17 protein-coding genes and 1 pseudogene are annotated in these 20,150 nt (G+C 64.3%); 7 read left to right on the forward strand and 11 right to left on the reverse strand.

Annotated features, from left to right (window positions below; all coding sequences use genetic code 11):
* Positions 1-59 precede the first annotated feature (59 nt).
* From AAFG13_RS24930 to AAFG13_RS24940, 3 genes are read right to left on the reverse strand one after another with little or no spacing between them, the layout of a single operon-like run.
* Positions 60-740, reverse strand: a complete 681-nt coding sequence (locus AAFG13_RS24930; protein WP_212316593.1) for a response regulator transcription factor — start codon at positions 738-740, stop codon at positions 60-62.
* Between the two features lie 36 nt (positions 741-776).
* A complete protein-coding gene (locus tag AAFG13_RS24935; RefSeq protein ID WP_342713390.1) occupies positions 777-1,979 on the reverse strand; it encodes a transporter substrate-binding domain-containing protein in 1,203 nt (400 codons plus the stop codon).
* A gap of 27 nt (positions 1,980-2,006) precedes the next feature.
* Entirely contained in the window at positions 2,007-3,722 is a 1,716-nt protein-coding gene (locus tag AAFG13_RS24940; protein WP_342708530.1) for a PQQ-dependent dehydrogenase, methanol/ethanol family, read from the reverse strand.
* A 347-nt stretch (positions 3,723-4,069) separates the two neighbouring features.
* Between AAFG13_RS24940 and AAFG13_RS24945 the strand changes: the two genes are divergently transcribed.
* The 4 genes from AAFG13_RS24945 to AAFG13_RS24960 all read left to right on the forward strand — a co-directional run bounded on the left by AAFG13_RS24945 (position 4,070) and on the right by AAFG13_RS24960 (position 9,161).
* Positions 4,070-4,555, forward strand: a complete 486-nt coding sequence (locus tag AAFG13_RS24945) for a (2Fe-2S)-binding protein (protein ID WP_097675807.1) — start codon at positions 4,070-4,072, stop codon at positions 4,553-4,555.
* A gap of 91 nt (positions 4,556-4,646) precedes the next feature.
* Positions 4,647-6,986, forward strand: a complete 2,340-nt coding sequence (locus AAFG13_RS24950) for a xanthine dehydrogenase family protein molybdopterin-binding subunit (RefSeq protein ID WP_342708531.1) — start codon at positions 4,647-4,649, stop codon at positions 6,984-6,986.
* 13 nt (positions 6,987-6,999) lie between these two features.
* The gene (locus AAFG13_RS24955) at positions 7,000-7,800 is read left to right on the forward strand and encodes a xanthine dehydrogenase family protein subunit M (RefSeq protein ID WP_212316590.1); all 801 of its coding nucleotides are present in this window, start codon (positions 7,000-7,002) and stop codon (positions 7,798-7,800) included.
* Between the two features lie 248 nt (positions 7,801-8,048).
* A complete protein-coding gene (locus tag AAFG13_RS24960) occupies positions 8,049-9,161 on the forward strand; it encodes a CaiB/BaiF CoA-transferase family protein (protein WP_342708532.1) in 1,113 nt (370 codons plus the stop codon).
* A gap of 182 nt (positions 9,162-9,343) precedes the next feature.
* Here the strand turns inward: AAFG13_RS24960 and hppD are convergent, their stop codons facing one another.
* The gene (gene hppD / locus AAFG13_RS24965; protein ID WP_342708533.1) at positions 9,344-10,462 is read right to left on the reverse strand and encodes a 4-hydroxyphenylpyruvate dioxygenase; all 1,119 of its coding nucleotides are present in this window, start codon (positions 10,460-10,462) and stop codon (positions 9,344-9,346) included.
* Between the two features lie 123 nt (positions 10,463-10,585).
* Here hppD and AAFG13_RS24970 point away from each other — a divergent pair, with 123 nt between their 5' ends.
* Together AAFG13_RS24970 and AAFG13_RS24975 are read left to right on the forward strand one after the other, a co-directional pair.
* Positions 10,586-11,062 (forward strand): Lrp/AsnC family transcriptional regulator, encoded by a 477-nt coding sequence (locus tag AAFG13_RS24970; RefSeq protein ID WP_212023276.1) that lies wholly within the window; start codon positions 10,586-10,588, stop codon positions 11,060-11,062.
* A gap of 86 nt (positions 11,063-11,148) precedes the next feature.
* Positions 11,149-11,460 (forward strand): DUF1272 domain-containing protein, encoded by a 312-nt coding sequence (locus AAFG13_RS24975; protein WP_342708534.1) that lies wholly within the window; start codon positions 11,149-11,151, stop codon positions 11,458-11,460.
* 104 nt (positions 11,461-11,564) lie between these two features.
* Here AAFG13_RS24975 and fahA read toward each other — a convergent pair whose 3' ends face one another.
* The 5 genes from fahA to AAFG13_RS25000 form a co-directional block, all read right to left on the reverse strand.
* Positions 11,565-12,836 (reverse strand): fumarylacetoacetase, encoded by a 1,272-nt coding sequence (gene fahA, locus AAFG13_RS24980; protein WP_342708535.1) that lies wholly within the window; start codon positions 12,834-12,836, stop codon positions 11,565-11,567.
* Between the two features lie 143 nt (positions 12,837-12,979).
* Complete coding sequence (gene hmgA / locus AAFG13_RS24985; RefSeq protein ID WP_342708536.1) at positions 12,980-14,326, reverse strand: homogentisate 1,2-dioxygenase; 1,347 nt, start codon at positions 14,324-14,326, stop codon at positions 12,980-12,982.
* A gap of 2 nt (positions 14,327-14,328) precedes the next feature.
* Positions 14,329-15,282, reverse strand: coding sequence for an MBL fold metallo-hydrolase (locus tag AAFG13_RS24990; RefSeq protein ID WP_342708537.1), 954 nt, complete (start codon positions 15,280-15,282; stop codon positions 14,329-14,331).
* Positions 15,283-15,309: 27 nt separating this feature from the next.
* Positions 15,310-15,537, reverse strand: coding sequence for a DUF2783 domain-containing protein (locus tag AAFG13_RS24995; protein ID WP_342708538.1), 228 nt, complete (start codon positions 15,535-15,537; stop codon positions 15,310-15,312).
* Positions 15,538-15,546: 9 nt separating this feature from the next.
* The gene (locus AAFG13_RS25000; RefSeq protein ID WP_342708539.1) at positions 15,547-17,175 is read right to left on the reverse strand and encodes an FAD-dependent oxidoreductase; all 1,629 of its coding nucleotides are present in this window, start codon (positions 17,173-17,175) and stop codon (positions 15,547-15,549) included.
* Positions 17,176-17,479: 304 nt separating this feature from the next.
* On the opposite strand from AAFG13_RS25000, the gene AAFG13_RS25005 reads away from it, so the two are divergent.
* Positions 17,480-17,929, forward strand: coding sequence for a MarR family transcriptional regulator (locus tag AAFG13_RS25005; RefSeq protein ID WP_249132115.1), 450 nt, complete (start codon positions 17,480-17,482; stop codon positions 17,927-17,929).
* A 327-nt stretch (positions 17,930-18,256) separates the two neighbouring features.
* On the opposite strand, the pseudogene AAFG13_RS25010 reads toward AAFG13_RS25005, so the two are convergent.
* Positions 18,257-19,141: pseudogene (locus tag AAFG13_RS25010) on the reverse strand (NAD(P)-dependent oxidoreductase); the annotation flags it as partial.
* Positions 19,142-19,201: 60 nt separating this feature from the next.
* A complete protein-coding gene (locus AAFG13_RS25015) occupies positions 19,202-20,008 on the reverse strand; it encodes an N-acyl homoserine lactonase family protein (protein WP_212316577.1) in 807 nt (268 codons plus the stop codon).
* Between the last annotated feature and the right edge of the window lie 142 nt (positions 20,009-20,150).

Raw genomic sequence — 20,150 nt, forward strand, 5'->3', positions numbered from 1 at the left:
AGCCGACCGGCAGCCTATAGGTAGCACCCCGGATGCCCTCGCCTTGCAGCGCAGCAAACCTAGGGCGCCTTCTCTGCCTTCGCACCCGAGCTGGCTTCGAGGACGGGAAGCGGAATCTTGCCGAGCTCGATGATCGCCTTGTTGCGGCTGAACAGCTTCAGCTTGCGCAGGATCTCGGTCACATGCGCCTTCACGGTGGATTCCGCGAGCTTGAGCTCAGTGGCGATTTCGCGGTTCTGCAGACCGCGGATGATCAGGTGAAGCACGCGGATCTGCTGCGGCGTCAGCTTCTGGATCCGCTCGCGCAGCGTCCGCGCCGTCTCGGACTGCTCCAGCGCGCCGACCGCGACGAAATCCCGCGGCGCCGAGACCGATCCGCTCAGCACGCGCGCGATCGCCTGCGACAGCTCGCCGAGCGAGGTCGATTTCGGCAGATAGCCGACCGCACCCATCTCCAGCGCCTCGCGGATCGTATGCTTGTCCTCTTCACTGGAAACGATGGCGATCGGCAGCCTGGGATAGCGATCTCTGATCTTCTGGAAGCCGGAGAAGCCGACCACGTCGGGCAGCAGCAGATCGAGCAGCGCGAGATCGATATTCGGTTCGCTGGCGAGGATGCCGAGGGCCCCCTTGATCGAGGTGGCCTCGTAGATCCGGGCATCGGGATGCGAGATGCGGATGGCGTTGCCAAGCGCCTCGCCAAACAGGGGGTGATCGTCGATGATCAGGAACCCCATCATGAGGACCCTCGCACTGCTATTCGCCAATGGCGGCGGCTAGTTCGACCCGCCGGTATCCTGCACACTCTGCAGATAGGCATACACGTTTCTGAGCTCGTCGTCGCTGAAGACGTCCTTCCAGGACGGCATGCCCTTGGCTGGCCGCCCGTCATGGACCGTCTTCCAGAATGTCGATTCCATGTCGTCAGCATAGCGCTGCTTCAGCAGCCTGAGATCGATCTTTCGCTCGGCCTGCACCGCGTCCGGACCATGGCAATGGGCGCAGGTGCCGTTGAAGACCTCCCGCCCCGCGGTGGCGTCGCCTTTGGCATCTCCGGCGGTCGCGGCGGTCTGGACCGGTTTCTCGGCCGCAGCCGCCTGCCCTACCGTGACGGGTTCGCTGGCCCCAACGGACGACGTCGCCGCCGGGGTTGCCTGGCCGAACTTCACCGGCGCGCCGTTGGGCACGCCATACTTGGCAAACAGGGCGGAAATCTCCGGCTGCAGCGACGGCAGCACGCCGTCGACTTCATCGCGCAACGCGCCGGACGCCTTGGCGAAGCCGATCGCGGTCGGCCAGAGCAGGCCGTCACCCTCGGTCGACACGATCTGGTACTTGTCGCCGTAGCTGGTCTTGTTGAGCCAACCCGCCACCGGCGCCCAGATGAAGGCGATATCAACTTTGCCCTGTTCGAGGGCCGCCATGCCCTCCTCCGGGCTGAGCACGGTGACCTTCACGATGTCGTCACGCAGCGCCAGCAGGTTCTGCGGCGTCGATTGATACTGCACCGCAACCCGCAATCCCCTGAGGTCGTCGATGCCGGCCAGTTTGCGATCCCTGGCGCCGACCATCGCGTAGCCTTCGTGGGCGATCGGCTTCGAGAAGATCACCGCCGGGCCCATGAAATCGTCGATCAGCGGCAGGCCGACCATGGCGTCGCACTGCTTGCTGAGCAGCGTCTCCCGCACGGTGCGCTTGCCGAAATAGGACTTGTACCAGTTGGTGCTCACCGTGCGGCCGAGCTTTTGCGCCACCGCCTGGCCGATCTCGAGATAGAGGCCGGGCTTGCCCGGGTCGTCGCTCGAGAACGGCAGGTTGGTCGGGTCGGCGCAGAGCCGCAGCGGCGGTTTTGTCTCGTCGGCGCCGGCCGCCAGGGCCGGCACCATCAGCAGGGCGGAGAGCAGCACGGTCCGGATTGCATGTTCCAACCGCGTGTTGCGCGAGGGGGTGCGCAGTTCGTTTCGGGCGATGCAGGACATGGACAATGCTGCCTCCTAGACGATCGTTTACTGCAGGGCGAACACGAACAGCGAGCCGCCTTCGGGCGCTGCGGCGACCATCTTCTTGCCGATGTCGCCGAGGAAGGCCGGCAGCGCCGCGGTACGTCCGACCACGATCGCGACATACTGCTTGCCGTCGACCGAGTAGGTCACCGGACCGGCGCCGATGCCACTGCCGAGGTTCTTACTCCACAGCACCTTGCCGTTCTTGGCATCGATGGCGCGGAAGTCGCCGTGCAGATTGCCGGAGAACACCAAATTGCCGCCCGTCGTCAGCGTGCCGCCGTTGAAGGGCAGGTCTTCCTTGATGCTCCACACCTTCTTGTTGGCGATCGGATCCCAGGCGACGAGCTCGCCGAGGAAGCCGCCGGGGCCCGCCTTGGTCGGGAATTCGGCGCCGAGATAGAACACGCCGCGCTTGTAGTTCACGTCAGAGACCGACCAGTCCATGCAGACGTTGTTGCTCGGGATGTAGACGAGGCCGGTCTGCGGGTTGAACGACATCGGCTGCCAGTTCTTGCCGCCGATCAGGTTCGGGCAGATGTCCTTGGCGGGGTGGCCGGGGCCCGGACGCTTGTCCGGATCCTCCTCCGCCCGCATCGTGTTGATGTCCCACTTCTTGGCCCAGTTGGCGAAGACATACTTCTCGGCCGAGATCATCTTGCCGGTCTCGCGGTTTGCCACCAAGAAGAAGCCGTTGCGATCCGCCTTCATCAGAACGGGCGTCTCGGTGCCCTTGATCTTGAGGTCGGCGAGCAACAGTTCGTTGACGCCGTCATAATCCCAGGCGTCGGCCGGCGTGCCCTGGATGTGCCACTTGATCTTGCCGGTGTTGGGATCGATCGCCAGCGTCGAGGCCGTGTAGAGGTTGGTCAGCTTGCCGAAATTGCCGTCGCCGGTGGAGCGCACGCCGGTATTCCACGGTCCCGGATTGCTGGTACCCCAGTAGACGGTGTCGGACTTGGCGTCGTAGGAGCCGACCAGCCAGGCGGCGCCGCCGCCGTGCAGCCCGGTGTCGCCCTTCCAGGTGTCGCTGCCGGGTTCGCCGGGCGCCGGCACCGTGTAGGTCTGCCAGAGCAGCTTGCCGTCATTGAGCGAGAAGGCCTGCAACGAGCCGCGGACGCCGTATTCGCCGCCGCCGAAGCCGGTGATCACCTTGTCGCGGACGATGAGCGGCGGCGAGGTGATGACCGAGCCCTGCTTGTAGTCGACCACCTTCGAGGTCCAGAGCTCCTTGCCGGTCTCGGCATCGAGCGCGGTCAGCTTGCCGTCGAGCCGGCCGACGAAGATCTTGCCGTCGGCGTAGGACACGCCGCGGCTGTTGACGTCGCAGCAGGCGTATTGAAGCACATCATCCGGAATATCGGGCTGCCAGGTCCATTTGCGCGCGCCGGTCGCGGCATCGATGGCATAGACGTATTTCGGACCCCACGACGTCGACACATACATCGTCTTGCCGATCACGACCGGCGACGACTCATTGGAGCGCAGCGAGGCCAGCGACAGCGAGTAGACCAGCTGCAGCTTGCCGGCGTTCTCGGAATTGATCTGCTTCAGGGGGCTGAAGCGTGTATTGCCGTAGTCGTGGCCGGCGATTGCCCATCCGTTCGGATCGGACGCCGCCTTCACCACGGAATCATTGGCTTTCGACGCGCCAATGCTTGCCATCACCATGGCGACCAGCGACACACCGGCAAAGAAAATCCCGCTCCTCAGCTTCATTGGCTTCCTCCAATATGGTTTCGTTGCCGCGATGGATGCATCGCGTGCGCGGATCGATACCCAATTTCATGAACCAGCGATCTTCTGTCGCTGCGTCGGCGATGAAAATGACAGCAACGCTATTGCGTCGTTATAGGCGGAAGGTAGTAGCAATCGCGGCGGCGATTTTGGCGCGCCGGAGCATGCTCCCGGCAGCTTGCAAATTGCTCATTGAACGGCTGCCTGCTAGGATCGCAGGCACTGCCCGGCGCCTTCATGACAGGGCCGCACCTACGACTTTGATCGCGGTTACGTCCCATATGAAGCGTGGTCTACTGGGCCCATAACGAAGCTATTGGGAGAAACGCGTGTCTACAGTCAAACTGACGGTAAACGGCAGGGCGGTTTCGGTCGACGTCGAGGACCGAACCCTCCTCGTGCATCTCTTGCGCGAAAACCTCAACCTCACCGGCACCCATGTCGGCTGCGATACCAGCCAGTGCGGCGCCTGCGTCGTCCATGTCGATGGACGGGCGGTCAAATCCTGCACCATGCTGGCCGGCCAGGCGGCCGGCTCCAACGTCACCACGATCGAAGGCCTCGCCAAGGGCGACGAGCTGCACCCGATGCAGGCGGCGTTCCGCGACAATCACGGCCTGCAGTGCGGCTATTGCACCCCCGGCATGATCATGTCCGCGGTCGATATCGTGCACCGCCATGGCGGCAAGCTCGACGAGGAAACGGTCCGCCACGAGCTCGAAGGCAACATCTGCCGCTGCACCGGCTACCACAACATCGTCAAGGCGGTGCTCGACGCAGCCGGCCGCATGAAGGTCGCGCAGGCCGCCGAATAGCCGGCCCACGCAGTACACACGAATCAAGCTCATCACCGCCGGTCTCGATGGAAACGGCGGCAAATCGAATCTCCGTCGGGAGGACTAGACTATGGGTGTTGAAGGAATTGGCGCACGCGTCGTGCGCAAGGAAGATCGCCGGTTCATTACCGGCCAGGGACGTTACGTCGACGACGTCAAAATGGTGGGCATGAGCTACGCTCACTTCATCCGCAGCCCGCACGCACATGCCAAGGTCAAGGGCATCAACTCCGCCGAGGCCATGAAGATGCCCGGCGTGATCGCGGTGCTGACCGGACAGCAGATCGTCGACGACAAGGTCGGCAATCTGATCTGCGGCTGGGCCATCACCTCGAAAGACGGCTCGCCGATGAAAATGGGCGCGTGGCCGGCGATGGCGCCGGAGACCGTGCGCTTTGTCGGACAGGCGGTCGCGGTCGTGATCGCCGAGACCAAGAACCAGGCCAAGGACGCGGCCGAAGCCGTCGTCGTCGACTACGAGGAGCTTCCCGCGGTTGCCGACGTCAGGGCCGCGATCAAGTCGGGCGCGCCGCAACTGCATCCCGAAGCCCCCGGCAACATCGTCTATGACTGGCACATCGGTGACGAAGCCGCGGTCGGCGACGCCTTCAGCAAGGCCGCCAATGTGGTGACGCTCGAGCTCACCAACAACCGCCTGGTGCCGAACGCGATGGAGCCGCGCGCGGCGATCGCACAATATGACCAGGCCGAAGAGCACTACACGCTCTACACGACCTCACAGAATCCGCACGTCGCCCGCCTCGTGCTGTCGGCGTTCTACAACATCGCGCCCGAGCACAAGCTCCGCGTGATCGCACCCGATGTCGGCGGCGGCTTCGGCTCCAAGATCTACATCTATCCGGAAGAGATGGTGGCGCTGTGGGCGTCGAAGAAGGTCAATCGCCCGGTGAAGTGGACCGGCGACCGTTCGGAGGCCTTCCTGACCGACGCGCATGGCCGCGACCATGTCTCGAAGGCGGAGATGGCGTTCGACAAGGACAACAAGATCCTTGGCCTGCGGGTGAAGACCCACGCCAATTTCGGCGCCTATATGTCGCTGTTCTCCTCGGCGGTGCCGACATATCTCTACGCGACCCTGCTATCGGGCCAGTATGTGATCCCGGCGATCTACGCCGAGGTGATCGGCGTCTACACCAACACCACACCGGTCGACGCCTATCGCGGCGCCGGCCGTCCCGAGGCGAGCTATCTGCTCGAGCGGATGATGGAGACCGCGGCGCGGCAATTGAAGGTCGATCCGACCGAGCTGCGCAAAAAGAACTTCATCAACGCGTTCCCGTATCAGACGCCTGTGATCATGGCGTATGATGTCGGCGACTTCCACGCCTCGATCGATGCGGCGATGAAGGCGATCGACTATGCCGGCTTCCCGGCCCGCAAGGCCAAGGCGAAAGCCGATGGCAAGCTGCGCGGCATCGGCGTCTCCTGCTACATCGAGGCCTGCGGCATCGCACCGTCGAAGGCGGTCGGCAGTCTCGGCGCCGGCGTCGGTCTGTGGGAATCGGCGGAGATCCGCGTCAATCCGGTCGGCACCATCGAGGTGCTTACCGGCTCGCACAGCCACGGCCAGGGCCACGAGACGACATTCTGCCAGATCATCGCGGAGCGGCTCGGCGTGCCGATCAGCCAGGTCTCGATCGTCCATGGCGACACCGACAAGGTGCAGTTCGGCATGGGCACTTACGGCTCGCGCTCGATCGCGGTCGGCGGTGCGGCGATCGTGAAGGCGATGGAGAAGGTGGAAGCCAAGGCCAAGAAGATCGCGGCGCATGCGCTCGAAGCGTCCGAGAGCGACATCGTGATCGAGAACGGCGAGTTCAAGGTCACCGGCACCGACAAGGCGATCGCGCTGCCGATGGTCGCGCTCGCAGCCTACACCGCGCACAACCTGCCCGACGGCATGGAGCCCGGCCTGAAGGAGACGGCGTTCTACGACCCGACCAACTTCACCTTCCCGGCCGGCGCCTATATCTGCGAGCTCGAGGTCGATCCCGGCACCGGCAAGACCTCCTTCGTCAACTTCGTGGCAGCGGACGATTTCGGCCGGCTGATCAACCCGATGATTGTCGAGGGCCAGGTCCATGGCGGCCTTGCGCAGGGCATCGGCCAGGCGCTGCTCGAGGGCGCGGTCTATGACGATACCGGTCAGCTCGTGACCGCGTCGTTCATGGACTACACCATGCCGCGCGCCGACGACCTGCCGTCGTTCCAGCTCTCCCACACCACGACGCTGTGTCCGGGCAACCCGCTCGGCGTCAAGGGCTGCGGCGAAGCCGGCGCGATCGGCGCCTCTGCTGCCGTGATCAACGCGATCACAGACGCCATCGGCAACAACAAGCTGGAAATGCCGGCGACGCCCGATCGCGTCTGGCACGCCATTCACGGTTGAGGGAGGAAGAGCCATGTACGAGACAAATTATCACCGTGCTTCCTCGATCGACGATGCCGTGGCGCAATTCGGCAAGGGCAAGGAGTCCAAGTTCCTGTCCGGCGGACAGACCTTGCTCCCCGTGATGAAGCAGCGCCTTGCTGCGCCATCCGATGTGATCGACGTCGCCAAGATCAAGGACATGATCGGCATCGACGTGTCCGGCGACACCGTCACCATCAAGGCCGCGACCACGCATTATGACGTGGCGCAAAGCGACGCCGTGCAGAAGGCGATCCCGGCGCTTGCCAATCTGGCGTCGATGATCGGCGATCCCGCCGTGCGCTATCGCGGCACGATCGGCGGCTCGCTCGCCAACAACGATCCGGCGGCGGACTATCCGGCGGCGGTGCTGGCACTCGGCGCGACGATCAAGACCAACAAGCGGTCGATCGCGGCGGATGATTTCTTCAAGGGCCTGTTCACGACGGCACTAGAGGATGGTGAGATCATCACGCAGGTCGCGTTCCCGATCCCGGCCAAGGCGGGTTATGCCAAGTTTCCGAACCCGGCCTCGCGCTTCGCCCTGACTGGCGTGTTCGTCGCCAAGACCAAGTCGGGTGACGTCCGCGTCACCGCGACCGGTGCATCGCAAAGCGGCGTCATGCGGGTGGGGCCGATCGAGCAGGCGCTGAAGGCGAATTGGGCGGCTTCGGCGCTCGACAGCGTCACGATCCCGGCGAGCGGCCTGCTCGCCGATATCCACGGCTCGGCGGATTACCGCGCGAACCTGGTGAAGGTGATGGGACAGCGGGCGGTGACTGCCGCCGGCTGATAGCGCCTAAACACAAGTCGAGCGGCGGCGCGCAGCGATGCGCGCCGTTCGCGTTTTACCGACGCCTCGTTTTACCGGCGCTTCGGGGCAAAAGACGCTTGCCTCATCGGGCGTTCGGCGAGACAATTTAGCTAATCAGCTAATTAAAAATACCGTCCCACGGACGGCTGGGGGAACGCATGGCATTCGGCACCAAGCCAGCCGTAAGCACCTCAGCCGCATAACGCCCACAACGAACGGATAACAACGTGCTCGATAAACCCGCCTCCCAAACCGCCGCCCGCACCTCGGGCCCGCTCGCCGGCTTCCGCATCGTCGAATTCGCCGGCATCGGCCCCGGCCCGTTCGCCTGCATGCTGCTCGCCGACATGGGCGCCGAGGTCATCACCCTCGATCGGGTCGGCGCCGGCAAGAATTTGAAGGCGGTGGCAACCCGCGGCCGCAAGGTCATCGAGCTCGACCTCAAGAACAAGGCGGCGATATCTGAAGTGCTCGACCTGCTCAGCCATGCCGATGCGCTGATCGAAGGCTTTCGCCCCGGCGTGATGGAGCGCCTCGGTCTCGGCCCGGACGTCGTGCTCGCGCGCAATCCGAAGCTGGTCTTCGGCCGCATGACCGGCTGGGGCCAGGAAGGCCCGCTGGCGAACGCCGCCGGCCACGACATCAACTACATCTCGATCACCGGTGCACTGGCTGCGATCGGCACCAAGGAGAAGCCGGTGCCGCCGCTCAACCTGGTCGGCGATTTCGGCGGCGGTGCGCTCTATCTCGTGGTCGGCGTGCTCGCAGCGCTGCTGGAAGCGCAGAAGTCCGGCAAGGGCCAGGTGGTCGACACCGCGATGTGCGACGGCGCGGCTTCGCTGATGTCGATGTTCTACGACATGCGCGCACAGGGCCGCTGGAGCGGCGGCCGCGACCAGAACTTCTTGGACGGCGGCGCGCATTTCTACGGCGTCTACGAATGTTCCTGCGGCAACTTCATCTCGATCGGCTCGATCGAACCGCAGTTCTACGCGCTGCTGCGCAAGCATGCCGACCTGACCGACGCCGACTTCGACGCCCAGATGGACCGCAAGGCCTGGCCGGCGCTGAAGGAGAAGCTGACCAAGGTGTTCAAGAGCAAGTCGCGCGCGGACTGGTGCACAATCATGGAAGGCACCGACATCTGCTTCGCGCCGATCCTGACCATGGAAGAGGCACCGAAGCATCCGCACATGGCGGCGCGTCAGGTGTTCGTCGAGCGCCACGGCGTCACCCAGCCCGCCCCCGCGCCGCGCTTCTCGCGCACGCCGTCGGCGATCCGCGAGCCGGAGCTGGCAAGCATTGGCGACGTGACCAGCGCGTGGAAGGCGGGGAAATAAACCTCCCTGTCGTTCCGGGCAAGCGCAGCGCGACCCGGGACCCATAACCACGAATGGCAGTTATCAGGCGTCGTTGGAGCCGCGGCGCCCTCAACAATCCAATCCTGTGGTTATGGGTCCCTGCTTTCGCAGGGACGACACCTGTGTTGGCTGTGCGCTAACGTCGCACTCCTACGACGTCTTCACGCGGCGTGATCGACCTTGAGCACGCCGCGGCGGATCTGGTCTTCCTCGATCGATTCGAACAGCGCCTTGAAGTTGCCTTCACCAAAACCGTCGTCGCCCTTGCGCTGGATGAACTCGAAGAAGATCGGCCCGATCGCGTTCGCCGAGAAGATCTGCAGCAGCACCTTGGTCTGGCCGCCGTCGACCACGCCCTCGCCGTCGATCAGGATGCCGTTGGTCTTGAGCCGCGCCAGGTCCTCGCCATGCTGCGGCAGGCGGGCATCGATCCGCTCGAAGTAGGTCTCGGGCGGCGACGGCATGAACGGCAGGCCGTCCGCGCGCAGCGTCTCGACCGTCGCATAGATATCGCGCGCGCCGCAGGCGATGTGCTGGATGCCCTCGCCGTGATAGATGTTGAGATATTCCTCGATCTGCCCGGAATCGCCGGCGTCCTCGTTGATCGGAATCCGGATCTTGCCGTCCGGGCTGGTCAGCGCGCGCGAGAACAGGCCGGATGCGCGGCCCTCGATGTCGAAGAAGCGGATCTGGCGGAAGTTGAACAGCTTGGCATAGAAGCCGGTCCAGACATCCATGCGGCCGCGATGGACGTTGTGGGTGAGGTGATCGACGTAATAAAGGCCCGAGCCTGCGGGACGCGGATTCTCCGCCCCTAACCACTCGAACTCGGCATCATAGGCCGAACCCTTGGCGCCGTAGCGGTCGACGAAATACAGCAGGCTGCCACCGATGCCCTTGATCGCGGGCACATCGAGCGTCTTCTCGGCGGACGGCACATCTGCCGGCTCGGCGCCGAGCGCGATCGCGCGCTCATAGGCATGCTTCGCATCGACGACACGGAACGCCATCGACGGCGCGCAGGGACCGTGCGCGGCGACGAAATTGAAGCCGTGGGTGCCGGGCTCCTCATTGACGAGATAGTTGATGTCGCCCTGGCGATAGACCGTGATCTTCTTGGTCTTATGGCGGGCGACCGCGACAAAGCCCATCAGCTTGAACAATGCGTGGAGCTCGCCGGGGTTGGGGTGGGCATATTCGACGAACTCGAAGCCGTCGGTGCCCATCGGGTTCTCAGTGCTGATTTCGGCCGGCGGCGCATCGTGCGGAAACGGACCCATGGCGGTAACTCCCTGATTTGTCTGGAGATCAGTTTCCGTCACCAGCTGCGCAACGTGCGTGCATAATTGCCGCTGATTTGCTAGATTCGCGCACGATCCGTGCATGATATGGATATTTTACGCATGCCTGACGTCGATGCCTTCGACCTCAAAATGCTCGCCGCGTTGCAGGACGACGGCCGGCTGACCAACCAGCAGCTCGCCGACCTGGTCGGGCTGTCCGCCTCGCAATGCTCGCGGCGGCGGATGCGGCTGGAGGAGGAGAAGGTGATCGCGGGCTACCACGCCGACCTCGCCGGCGAGGCGCTCGGCTTCGGCCTGATCGCCTTCATCCACATTACGCTTGCGACCCATTCGCCCGACAACGCCAAGCGGTTTCGCGAGCTGGTCAACCGCGTCGACGACATCCAGGAGGCCTATGCGCTGACCGGAGATGCCGATTACGTGCTGAAGGTGATGCTGCGCGACCTCAAGAGCCTGTCCGACATCGTCAACAACGTGCTGATGCCGCACCAGAGCGTGGCGCATGTGCGCTCCTCGATCGTGCTCGACCGCTTGAAGGAAAGCACCAAGCTGCCGCTGAAATCGTTACCGACCTGACCTGGCGCAAATCGAGGGAATTCCGTCATTCGCTTTCCCTGCCCGATTTGCGATCATTCCTCCAGCATCCCCCAAGAGAGGCGACCATGGCGCTGCAGCTACGACCGAACTGCGAATATTGCGACAAGGACCTGCCACCGAGCGCCACGGACGCGCGGATCTGCTCCTATGAATGCACGTTCTGCGCGGACTGCGCCGAGACCAAGCTCGGCAATGTCTGCCCGAACTGCGGCGGCGGTTTTGCACCGCGGCCGATCCGCCCGGCCAAGCCGTGGCGGCCGGGTGTCTGCACCGTGAACCAGCCGCCGTCGGACCAGCGGGTGCATCTGAAATACAGCCTCGAGGACTGCGCGGCGAATACGGCACGGCTGAGGGATGTCAGGCCGGAGGAGCGATGAGTTTCCTCTCGTCATTGCGAGCGAAGCGAAGCAATCCACCCTCTCCGTGCGGGGATAGGTGGATTGCTTCGTCGCTTCGCTCCTCGCAATGACGGAGAAACAACTTACTCCGCTGCGACGATTGTGCCTTCAACCTCGCCAAAGCCGACGCGATAGCCGTCGCCCTGGCACCAGCCGCGCATGACAAGCGAGTCGCCATTTTCGAGGAACGAGCGCGTCACGCCGCTGCCAAGCTCGACCGGCTCGGTGCCGTTCCAGCTAATTTCCAGGAGGCTGCCGCGCTGATGCTTCTCAGGACCGGAGATCGTGCCGCTGCCTAAGAGATCGCCGACATTCATCGCGCAGCCGCTGGAGGCGTGGTGGACCAGCTGCTGCACCGACGACCAGTACATGTATTTGAAGTTGGTGCTGCAGATCGTCTTCGCTTCGTTCATCGCACCGGCGCGCAGCGCGACGTCGAGCTGCAAGTCGTAATTGTTCGGCTGCGCCTGCTTGAGATAAGCCAGCGGCTCCGGCTGCTGCGCCGGGCCCTGCATGCGGAACGGCTCCAGCGCCTCGCGCGTCACCACCCACGGGCTGATCGAGGTCGCGAACGCCTTGGCCTGGAACGGCCCGAGCGGCACATATTCCCACTGCTGGATATCGCGCGCGCTCCAGTCGTTGAGAATGACGAAGCCGAAGATCATCTCTTCGGCCTGCTTCTCCGTGAGCATCTCGCCCATCGCTGACGCTTGGCCCACCACCACCCCCATCTCGAGCTCGAAGTCGAGCCGCTTGCAGGGGCCGAAGCTCGGCACGTCAGCGGTCGGCGGCTTCAGCTGGCCGCGCGGCCGCCGCACCTTGGTGCCACTCACCACCACGGTCGAGGCACGGCCGTTGTAGCCGATCGGCATGTGCAGCCAGTTCGGCTGCAACGCATTGTCCTTGCCGCGGAACATGACGCCGACATTGGTGGCGTGCTCCTTCGACGAATAGAAATCGGTATAGCCCGAGACGGCGAACGGCATGTGCAGCCGGACGTCCGCCATCGGCACCAGCGTCCGCGCCCGCAACTCCCTGTTGTCGCGCAACTCCGGATGATCGGCGCGCAGCAGTTCGCTGATCCGCGCCCGCGTCGCCGACCACACCTTCGGCCCGAGCGCCATGAAGGCGTTGAGTGACGGCTGCGAGAACGCGCCGAGCGGCCCGACATCGAGCCGCGAGTCCTGCTCGAGCTCCCAGAGGTCAAGCACGTAGTCGCCGATCGCAACGCCGACGCGCGGCGCAAGGCCATCCTTCGACGAGAACACGCCATAGGGCAGGTTCTGGATCGGAAAGTCCGAGGTGGGAGCGACGTCGACGAAGGAGCGGAGTTTTGGGTCGTTGGGGTGGGGCATGGCTTCCTGCCGATTTTGCTACGATCTATCGGTCGTCATTCCGGGATGGCCCGAAGGGCCAGGCCCGGAATCCATACTCATTATCGTGGTTATGGATTCCGGGCTCGCGCTTGCGCGCGCCCCGGAATGACGGGGAGTTGTGTTTACGGCTTGTTCGGGTCGAACTTCTTCTCCAACCCCTTCCAGCAATCCGAGTAGTCGTCCTGCAGCGTCGACGACGTCGCGGCGTGCTGCGTCACGCGCTGGGGGTAACGGGTCTCGAACATGAAGGCCATCGTGCCGGTCAGCTTCACCGGTTTCAGCTCGCTGTTGCTGGCGTGCTCGAAGGCTTCGCGGTCGGGGCCGTGCGGCAGCATCATGTTGTGCAGCGAGATGCCGCCGGGCACGAAGCCTTGCGGCTTGGCGTCGTAGACGCCGTAGATCAGCCCCATGAACTCCGACATGATGTTCATGTGGTACCACGGCGGGCGGAAGGTGTTGTCGGCCACCATCCAGCGCTCCGGGAAGATCACGAAGTCGATGTTCGCGGTGCCGGCGGTCTCCGACGGCGAGGTCAATACCGTGAAGATCGACGGATCGGGATGATCGAACGCGATCGCGCCGACCGGCGAGAAGGTGCGCAGGTCGTATTTGTACGGTGCGTAGTTGCCGTGCCAAGCGACGACGTCGATCGGCGAATGCGGCAACGTGGTCTTGAACAGCGCGCCGCCCCACTTCACGTAGAGCTCGGTCGGGGTGTCCTTGTCCTCGTAGCTCGCGACCGGCGTCAGGAAGTCGCGCGAATTGGCCAGGCAGTTGGCCCCGATCGGGCCGCGCTCCGGCAGCGTGAAGGCGCCGCCGTAGTTCTCGCAGAGATAACCGCGCGCAGGTCCATTCGGAATCTCGACGCGGAATTTGACGCCGCGCGGGATCACGACGATCTCGCCCGGCTCGGCATCGATGCGGCCGAACTCGGTGACGAGGCGCAGATTGCCCTGCTGCAGCACGAACATCATCTCGCCATCGGCATTGTAGAAATGCTGATCGACCATCGATTTGGTGATGAGATAGATGTGCGCCGCCATGCCGGCCTGCGTGTTGGCATCGCCTGCGGTCGTCATAGTCTGCACGCCCTGCAGGAAGGTCATGTCCTCCTTCGGGATCGGTGCCGGGTCCCAGCGCAGCTGCGCGATCGGCATATCGTATTCGTGACACGGCGCGGTGCGCCACAGCCCCGCATCGGCCTTGGCGAAACGGCCGGAGTGCCGCACCGACGGGCGGATGCGGTAGAGCCAGGAGCGCTCATTGGTGCCGCGCGGCGCCGTGAACGGCGAGCCCGACAGTTGTTCGGCATAGAGCCCGTAGGCGCAGCGCTGCGGCGAGTTGCGCCCCATCGGCAGCGCGCCGGGCAACGCTTCGGTCTCAAAGCTGTTGCCGAAACCGGACATGTAGCCCGGCGTGACTTGCCCCGAGCTGCGAACGATCTGGTCAGGCGAGGTATTGATGTTCATCGCTATCCTCCTTGCAGGGCGGCCCACATTTCCTGGTCACGCTTGTCGGTCCAGATCACGGGATCGTCGATCCCGGACGCTTCGTCATAGGCGCGCGAAACGTTGAACGGCAGGCAGTGCTCGTAGATCGCAAATTTCGAGAATTTCGGATCCATCACCTCGCGCGTCGCCGCCATCGATTCCTTCAGGCTGCGGCCCTTGGCGACGGAGGATTCGGCGGCACCATAGAGCGTGGTGACGAAATCGCGGGTCATCGCAATCGCATCGCGCCCGGTCTCGAGGCCCTTCAGCGCATCGCCGCGGCCCGGCGCGATCGCCTTCGGATTGAAGGCGCGGATCTCGTTCAAGGTCATCGGCCATTCGCGCAGATGCGCATCGCCGCAATAGCAGGCCGAGTGATACTCGATCAGGTCGCCGGAGAACATCACCTCGGCATCCGGCACCCAGGCGACGATATCGCCCGAAGTGTGGCCGGCGCCGAGCTGCATCAGCCGGACCTCGCGCTTGCCGAGATAGACCGACATCTCGCCTTCGAAGGTCAGCGTCGGCCAGGTCAGTCCGGGAATGCTCGCCGCGTCCTGAAACAGCCGCGGGAAGCGGCCGTACTCGGAATCCCAATCCTGCTGGCCGCGCTCCTGGATCAGGCGATAGGTCTCCTGCGAGGCGACGATGCCCTGCGCGTGATAGGCCGAGGCACCGAGCACGCGCACCGCGTGATAATGCGATAGCACGACATATTTGATCGGCTTGTCGGTGACGGTCTTGACCCGCTCGATCACCTTGTTGGCCATTGCGGGCGTAGCCTGCGCGTCGAACACAAGGCAGCCGTCGTCGCCGACGATGACGGCGGTGTTGGGATCGCCCTCGGCGGTGAAGGCGTAGAGATCGGTGCCGATCTCGGAGAAGGTGACCTTCTTCTCCGCGAGATCCGTGGTCGATGCAAAACCTTTGGCCATCAGTTCAATCCTGTTCGTTGATCGGTGCTATTGTTGTTGCTGTTGTTGCTGCTGGCTCGCATCCAGCGTCCGCCGCTTCGCCAGCGCGATCGCCTCGCGCAGTACGTCGAGATCGCCGATATGGTTGGCAAGCACCAGAACCAGCGCGGCATCAAGATCGGCGCTCTGCGCGTCGGTGAGGCCGCGATGCGCCTCGACGATGGCGCGGAAGGCGTCGTCGGGACGAGCGAAGTTCGAACTGGTCGACAGCGCCATGACTGCTCCTCAGTCCAAGCCGGCAGCGCGCGCCAGCGCCGCATCGAGTGCCGGCCGCGCGGCGTTGCGGAAGCGTGCCGCGACGTAGCCGTCCGGCCGCAGCAGATAGGCGGTGCCAGGCTCGGCATCGTAGCGCTTGCCGGCAAGGCCCTGCGCATCGACCAGCCCGCCCTCGCCGCCAACCCGGATGGTGCCGACGCCGTCAGGGACATCAGCAGCTGCGCCATTGCCAAACTCCAGCAGCGTGAATCGCGTTCCCTGCCTGATGAAAACGTCCGTCAGATAGCTGGAACCGCCGCCCTGCTCGGTCACCGGCGCGTCCAGCATCGAGGCACCCGGCCGCGGGCCGCCGCGCCAGCTGTCGCGATCGCCGCTCGACAGCGGCGTGTCATAGACCGACGGCACCGACAGCCGACCGCCATTGACCATGCGCTTGCCGAACTCGGTGTCCTTGGCGAGCGAGAGCACCGCTTCGCGCAGCCGCGCCTCCTGCCGGGTCACCGGTGCCATGAAATCGGTCGAGCGGGTGGATTCGCGGATGTTCTCGTCCGCCGCCGCACTGCGCTCGATGTGATAGGTCTCGAGCAAGCCCTCCGGCGACAGCCGACGCAGCACGCGATCGAGCTTCCACGCCAGATTCTCGGCGTCCTCGAGCCCAGAGTTGGCGCCGCGCGCGCCGAACGGCGAGACCTGATGCGCGGAATCGCCGGCAAAGATCACGCGGCCGTGGATGAACTTGGCCATCCGGCGGCACTGGAACTTGTAGAGCGATATCCATTCGAACTCGAACTTGTCGTGGCCGAGCATGCGCTCGATCCGCGGCCGCACGTTCTCGGGCTGCTTCTCGGCCACCGGATCGGCATCCGGATTGAGCTGCAGATCGATCCGCCAGATATCGTCCGGCTGCTTGTGCAGCAGCGCCGAGCGTCCGGCGTGGAACGGCGGATCGAACCAGAACCAGCGCTCGGTCGGGAATGCGGCGGTCATCTTGACGTCGGCGATCAGGAACTGGTCCTCGAACACCTGCCCCGCAAAGTCCGCACCGACCATCTGCCGCAGCGAGGAGCGCGCGCCGTCGCAGGCGACGACGAAGGAGGCGTGCACCTGGTACGCGCCCTCGGGCGTAGCGATCGTCAAAGCGACGCCATCGTTGCGGCTTTCCAGCGCGATCACCTTGTTGCGCCAGCGCAGGTCGATTTCAGGCAGCTGCTCGACCCGGTCGACCAGATAGGCCTCGGCGTAGAACTGCTGCAGGTTGATGAAGGCGGGCCGCTTATGGCCCTCCTCGGGCAGCAGATTGAACTGGTAGAGCTGCGAGGCGCCATGGAAGATCTTGCCGACGCTCCACACCACCCCCTTCTCGACCATGCGGTCGCCGACCCCGAGGCGATCCCAGAATTCCAGCGAGCGCTTCGAGAAGCAGATCGCGCGCGAGCCTTCGCCGATCCGGTCGGCATCGTCGAGCAGCACCACGCGCTGGCCGCGCTGCGCGAGATCGATCGCGAGCGACAATCCCACCGGCCCGGCGCCGACCACCACGACCGGATGCTCCGCGACGTTGGCGCCCGAGCGATCCTGGTCGGGATGACGGCGATAGCCGAACTGGGTTTTGGCCTGTGCCGTATTGGCTGGTGCCATTGCGTGACCCTGATTGCCTGACCCTGGATGTTCCCTGGTGCCGCCGGCCCTTTTTGTGGCTCGGGCTGCGGCTTGTGTGACCGGTTTGCGACCGGGACCTTGCGGGCCGGGCGCGACCTTGCTAAATTAGTCTCACTTGCAACTATCTTAAACTCCCAGTCGGACCCGCCGTCAACTCAAATTGGAGGAATTTTTGGCCAGGACCTCTGCAAGCCAGCCTCCAGCCCGGCCGCGCAGCGCCGTGGAAGCGGACGCGCGCGACAATGTCGCGCCAACCAAGAAGCGCCTCGACCTCTTCCACTTCATGCCGTTCCGCCTGAACCGGCTGGCGGCCGAGGTGTCCTCGGCGCTGTCGAGCGAATATCAGGTGCGCTACGGCCTCGACATTCCGGAATGGCGCGTGCTCGCCACGCTGGGTTTCCGCAGCGATCCCTGCAGCGCGCAATACATCGCGCATTGCACCCGCACGCATAAATCCACCATCAGCCGCGCGGTGTCGGCGCTGATGGAGCGCGAGATCGTCGAGCGCGTCGAGAACGCCGACGACCGCCGCGAGTTCCGCCTGCGCCTGACCAAAAAGGGCCAGGCACTCTACGAAGAGCTGATCCCGCGCCTGCTGCGCAAGGAGCAGGAGATCCTGTCCTGCCTGTCCGCACAGGAGCGCCGCGATCTCGCACGCCTGCTCGGCAAGGTCGAGACCAGCCTCGAGCTGGTGCAGACCAGCGAAGAGGCCGACGCGAAGGAGGTGTATTAGCCTCACACTCCGTTGTCGTCCTGGCGAAAGCCAGGACCCATACTCCGCGGCCGGTGTTGTGAACGGGACTCGTCGTTCCAGCGAGCCCAACAAGGGACATTTGTGGTTATGGGTCCTGGCTTTCGCCAGGACGACGCCGGAGTTGGCTGGCGTCCCAGCACAACACGAGCATAGCTTTCAAACCCGTCATCCTGAGGTGCGAGCGGAGCGAGCCTCGAAGGATGCACGGCCACAGTCGGGCCGTCGTGCTTCGAGACGGCCGCTGCGCGGCCTCCTCAGCATGACGGTGATGGGATTACGCGCGCAATGCCGGCGTGAAATATTGCACTACGCCCCGCCGATATGCTTCGCGATCACAGGGAAATAATTATCCCCCGATCCCTTGTCGATCGCTTCCTGCAGTACTGTGCCGATCAGCTCCGCGCCGCGGATCTTGATGCCGGCGTCGGCGGCGAGCTCCAGCGCATAGGACAGATCCTTCAGCGCATATTCGGTCGAGAACGCGCGCTCGGGAAACACGCCGGGCACGATCGCCTTCATGCCGTGGTTGCGCAGCGCAAAGCTGTCGGCCGAGCCCTTCGACAGGGTTTCCAGCAGCAGTTTCGGATCGACGCCATTGTGCTTCGCTACCGCGACGGCCTCGGCAAGCGCGTTCACAGTCTCGAACAACACCATGTTGTTGAGGATCTTGGTCACCTGCCCGGCGCCGACATCGCCGCAATTGGTGACGTCGGTAGCAAAGCAGCGGATCAGGGGCTCGATCGCGGCGTAGAGCGCGGGCACCGCGCCGACCATCACGCTGAGCGTGCCGTCCTGCGCCGCCTGCCGGGTACGCGCGATCGGCGCGTCGGCCCAGGCCGCGCCCTTGGCCTGTAGCTGCCCGGCGAAGTCGCGGGTCTGGCTGACCGACGACGTGCCGAGATCGACCACGACCTGGCCGCTTCTGATGTTCTACAGGATGCCGTCGCCTTCGAACACCGCGCGTACATGCTTGGCGCTCGGTAGGCAGAGGAACAGCACATCGCTCTGCCTGACGACGTCGGCGACCGTTTCAGCCACATCGGCGCCGTCAGCGCGCAGCCGTTGCAGCGGCTCAGCCGCGAGGTCGAACACCACGACGCGCTTGCCGCTCTTCTTGACCAGGTTGCGGCAAATCGGCTCACCCATCACGCCGAGGCCGATGAATCCGAGAGTCTCGTATTCAGTCATATCGCTTCTTCTTTTTGACGCTTCTTGAGGTGTTGTGCATACGCCGCGCCCATATCGGCGAGGCTACTTCACGAACGATCGCGACGGCGCCAGATGCAGCGCGAACGCGTCGACCTTGTCGCTGGCGCGCGGATAGATCTCGCTGACGATCGGATCGTGGCCCGGGATGAAGCGGTCGGGATGACCGGCAAGCCGCTCGACGGTCTCCCAGCCCTGCGCCATGTCGCCGACATTGTAGACGATCGGGAACGGGCTACGCTTGTGCAGGTTCGCATAATAATGCGCGGCGTCCGACGCCAGCACGACCGGGCCGCGCGCGGTCTCGACCCGCACCACCTGCAGGCCGTCGGAATGGCCGCCGACGCGATGCACGGTGACGCCGGGCGCGATCTCGCCGTCACCGGAATGGAAGGTGACGCGCTCGCCATAGACGTGGCGCACCATCTGGGTGACGTGCTCGATGGAGAACGGATGGCGCAGCATGCCGTTGCACATGCAGCGGCCGGTCGCGTAGCTCATCTCGCGTTCCTGCAGATGGAATTTGGCATTCGGGAAGCGATCCAGATTGCCGGCGTGGTCATAATGCAGATGGGTCACGATGACGTCGCGGATCGCATCGGCGCTGACGCCGAAGCCGGCCAGCGCATCGACCGGGTTGAGCGTCAGCTTGCGGGCGCGCGCCTTGGCCTCCTCGGCGTTGAAGCCGGTGTCGACCAGGATATCGCGGCCGTGACCGCGGATGAGCCAGACGAAATAATCGAGATCCTGCGCCGTGGTATCATGCGGATCGGGCACCAGGAAGTTGAGGTGAGGCGTGCGCGGCGACATCGTCGCATAGCGCAGGGCGTAGATTTCGTAGGCGTTTCCCATCGGTTTCGCTCTTGTTGGCAGACCTTGTTTGAACGGGTTGTTCTTGATTGGCTTGGCGTCCCGACCACAAAGCCATCGCCTCGCGCAAAGGTCAAACCGCGCGAAGTGCGACGAGCGCATGACGGGACGGCCGCGGCCTCTG

Origin of the sequence: Bradyrhizobium sp. B124, from assembly GCF_038967635.1 — a bacterium.
Classification (GTDB): domain Bacteria; phylum Pseudomonadota; class Alphaproteobacteria; order Rhizobiales; family Xanthobacteraceae; genus Bradyrhizobium.

What these genes read in the sequence shown, in the direction of transcription:
- AAFG13_RS25005 (WP_249132115.1), top strand. Translation starts at nt 17,480, where the DNA reads ATGCCGTTCCGCCTGAACCGGCTGGCGGCCGAGGTGTCCTCGGCGCTG.
- AAFG13_RS24970 (WP_212023276.1), top strand. Translation starts at nt 10,586, where the DNA reads ATGCCTGACGTCGATGCCTTCGACCTCAAAATGCTCGCCGCGTTGCAG.
- AAFG13_RS24955 (WP_212316590.1), top strand. Translation starts at nt 7,000, where the DNA reads ATGTACGAGACAAATTATCACCGTGCTTCCTCGATCGACGATGCCGTG.
- fahA (WP_342708535.1), bottom strand. Translation starts at nt 12,836, where the DNA reads ATGCCCCACCCCAACGACCCAAAACTCCGCTCCTTCGTCGACGTCGCT.
- AAFG13_RS25015 (WP_212316577.1), bottom strand. Translation starts at nt 20,008, where the DNA reads ATGGGAAACGCCTACGAAATCTACGCCCTGCGCTATGCGACGATGTCG.
- AAFG13_RS24940 (WP_342708530.1), bottom strand. Translation starts at nt 3,722, where the DNA reads ATGAAGCTGAGGAGCGGGATTTTCTTTGCCGGTGTGTCGCTGGTCGCC.
- AAFG13_RS24950 (WP_342708531.1), top strand. Translation starts at nt 4,647, where the DNA reads ATGGGTGTTGAAGGAATTGGCGCACGCGTCGTGCGCAAGGAAGATCGC.
- AAFG13_RS24990 (WP_342708537.1), bottom strand. Translation starts at nt 15,282, where the DNA reads ATGGCCAAAGGTTTTGCATCGACCACGGATCTCGCGGAGAAGAAGGTC.
- hppD (WP_342708533.1), bottom strand. Translation starts at nt 10,462, where the DNA reads ATGGGTCCGTTTCCGCACGATGCGCCGCCGGCCGAAATCAGCACTGAG.
- hmgA (WP_342708536.1), bottom strand. Translation starts at nt 14,326, where the DNA reads ATGAACATCAATACCTCGCCTGACCAGATCGTTCGCAGCTCGGGGCAA.
- AAFG13_RS24995 (WP_342708538.1), bottom strand. Translation starts at nt 15,537, where the DNA reads ATGGCGCTGTCGACCAGTTCGAACTTCGCTCGTCCCGACGACGCCTTC.
- AAFG13_RS24975 (WP_342708534.1), top strand. Translation starts at nt 11,149, where the DNA reads ATGGCGCTGCAGCTACGACCGAACTGCGAATATTGCGACAAGGACCTG.
- AAFG13_RS24930 (WP_212316593.1), bottom strand. Translation starts at nt 740, where the DNA reads ATGATGGGGTTCCTGATCATCGACGATCACCCCCTGTTTGGCGAGGCG.
- AAFG13_RS24935 (WP_342713390.1), bottom strand. Translation starts at nt 1,979, where the DNA reads ATGTCCTGCATCGCCCGAAACGAACTGCGCACCCCCTCGCGCAACACG.
- AAFG13_RS25000 (WP_342708539.1), bottom strand. Translation starts at nt 17,175, where the DNA reads ATGGCACCAGCCAATACGGCACAGGCCAAAACCCAGTTCGGCTATCGC.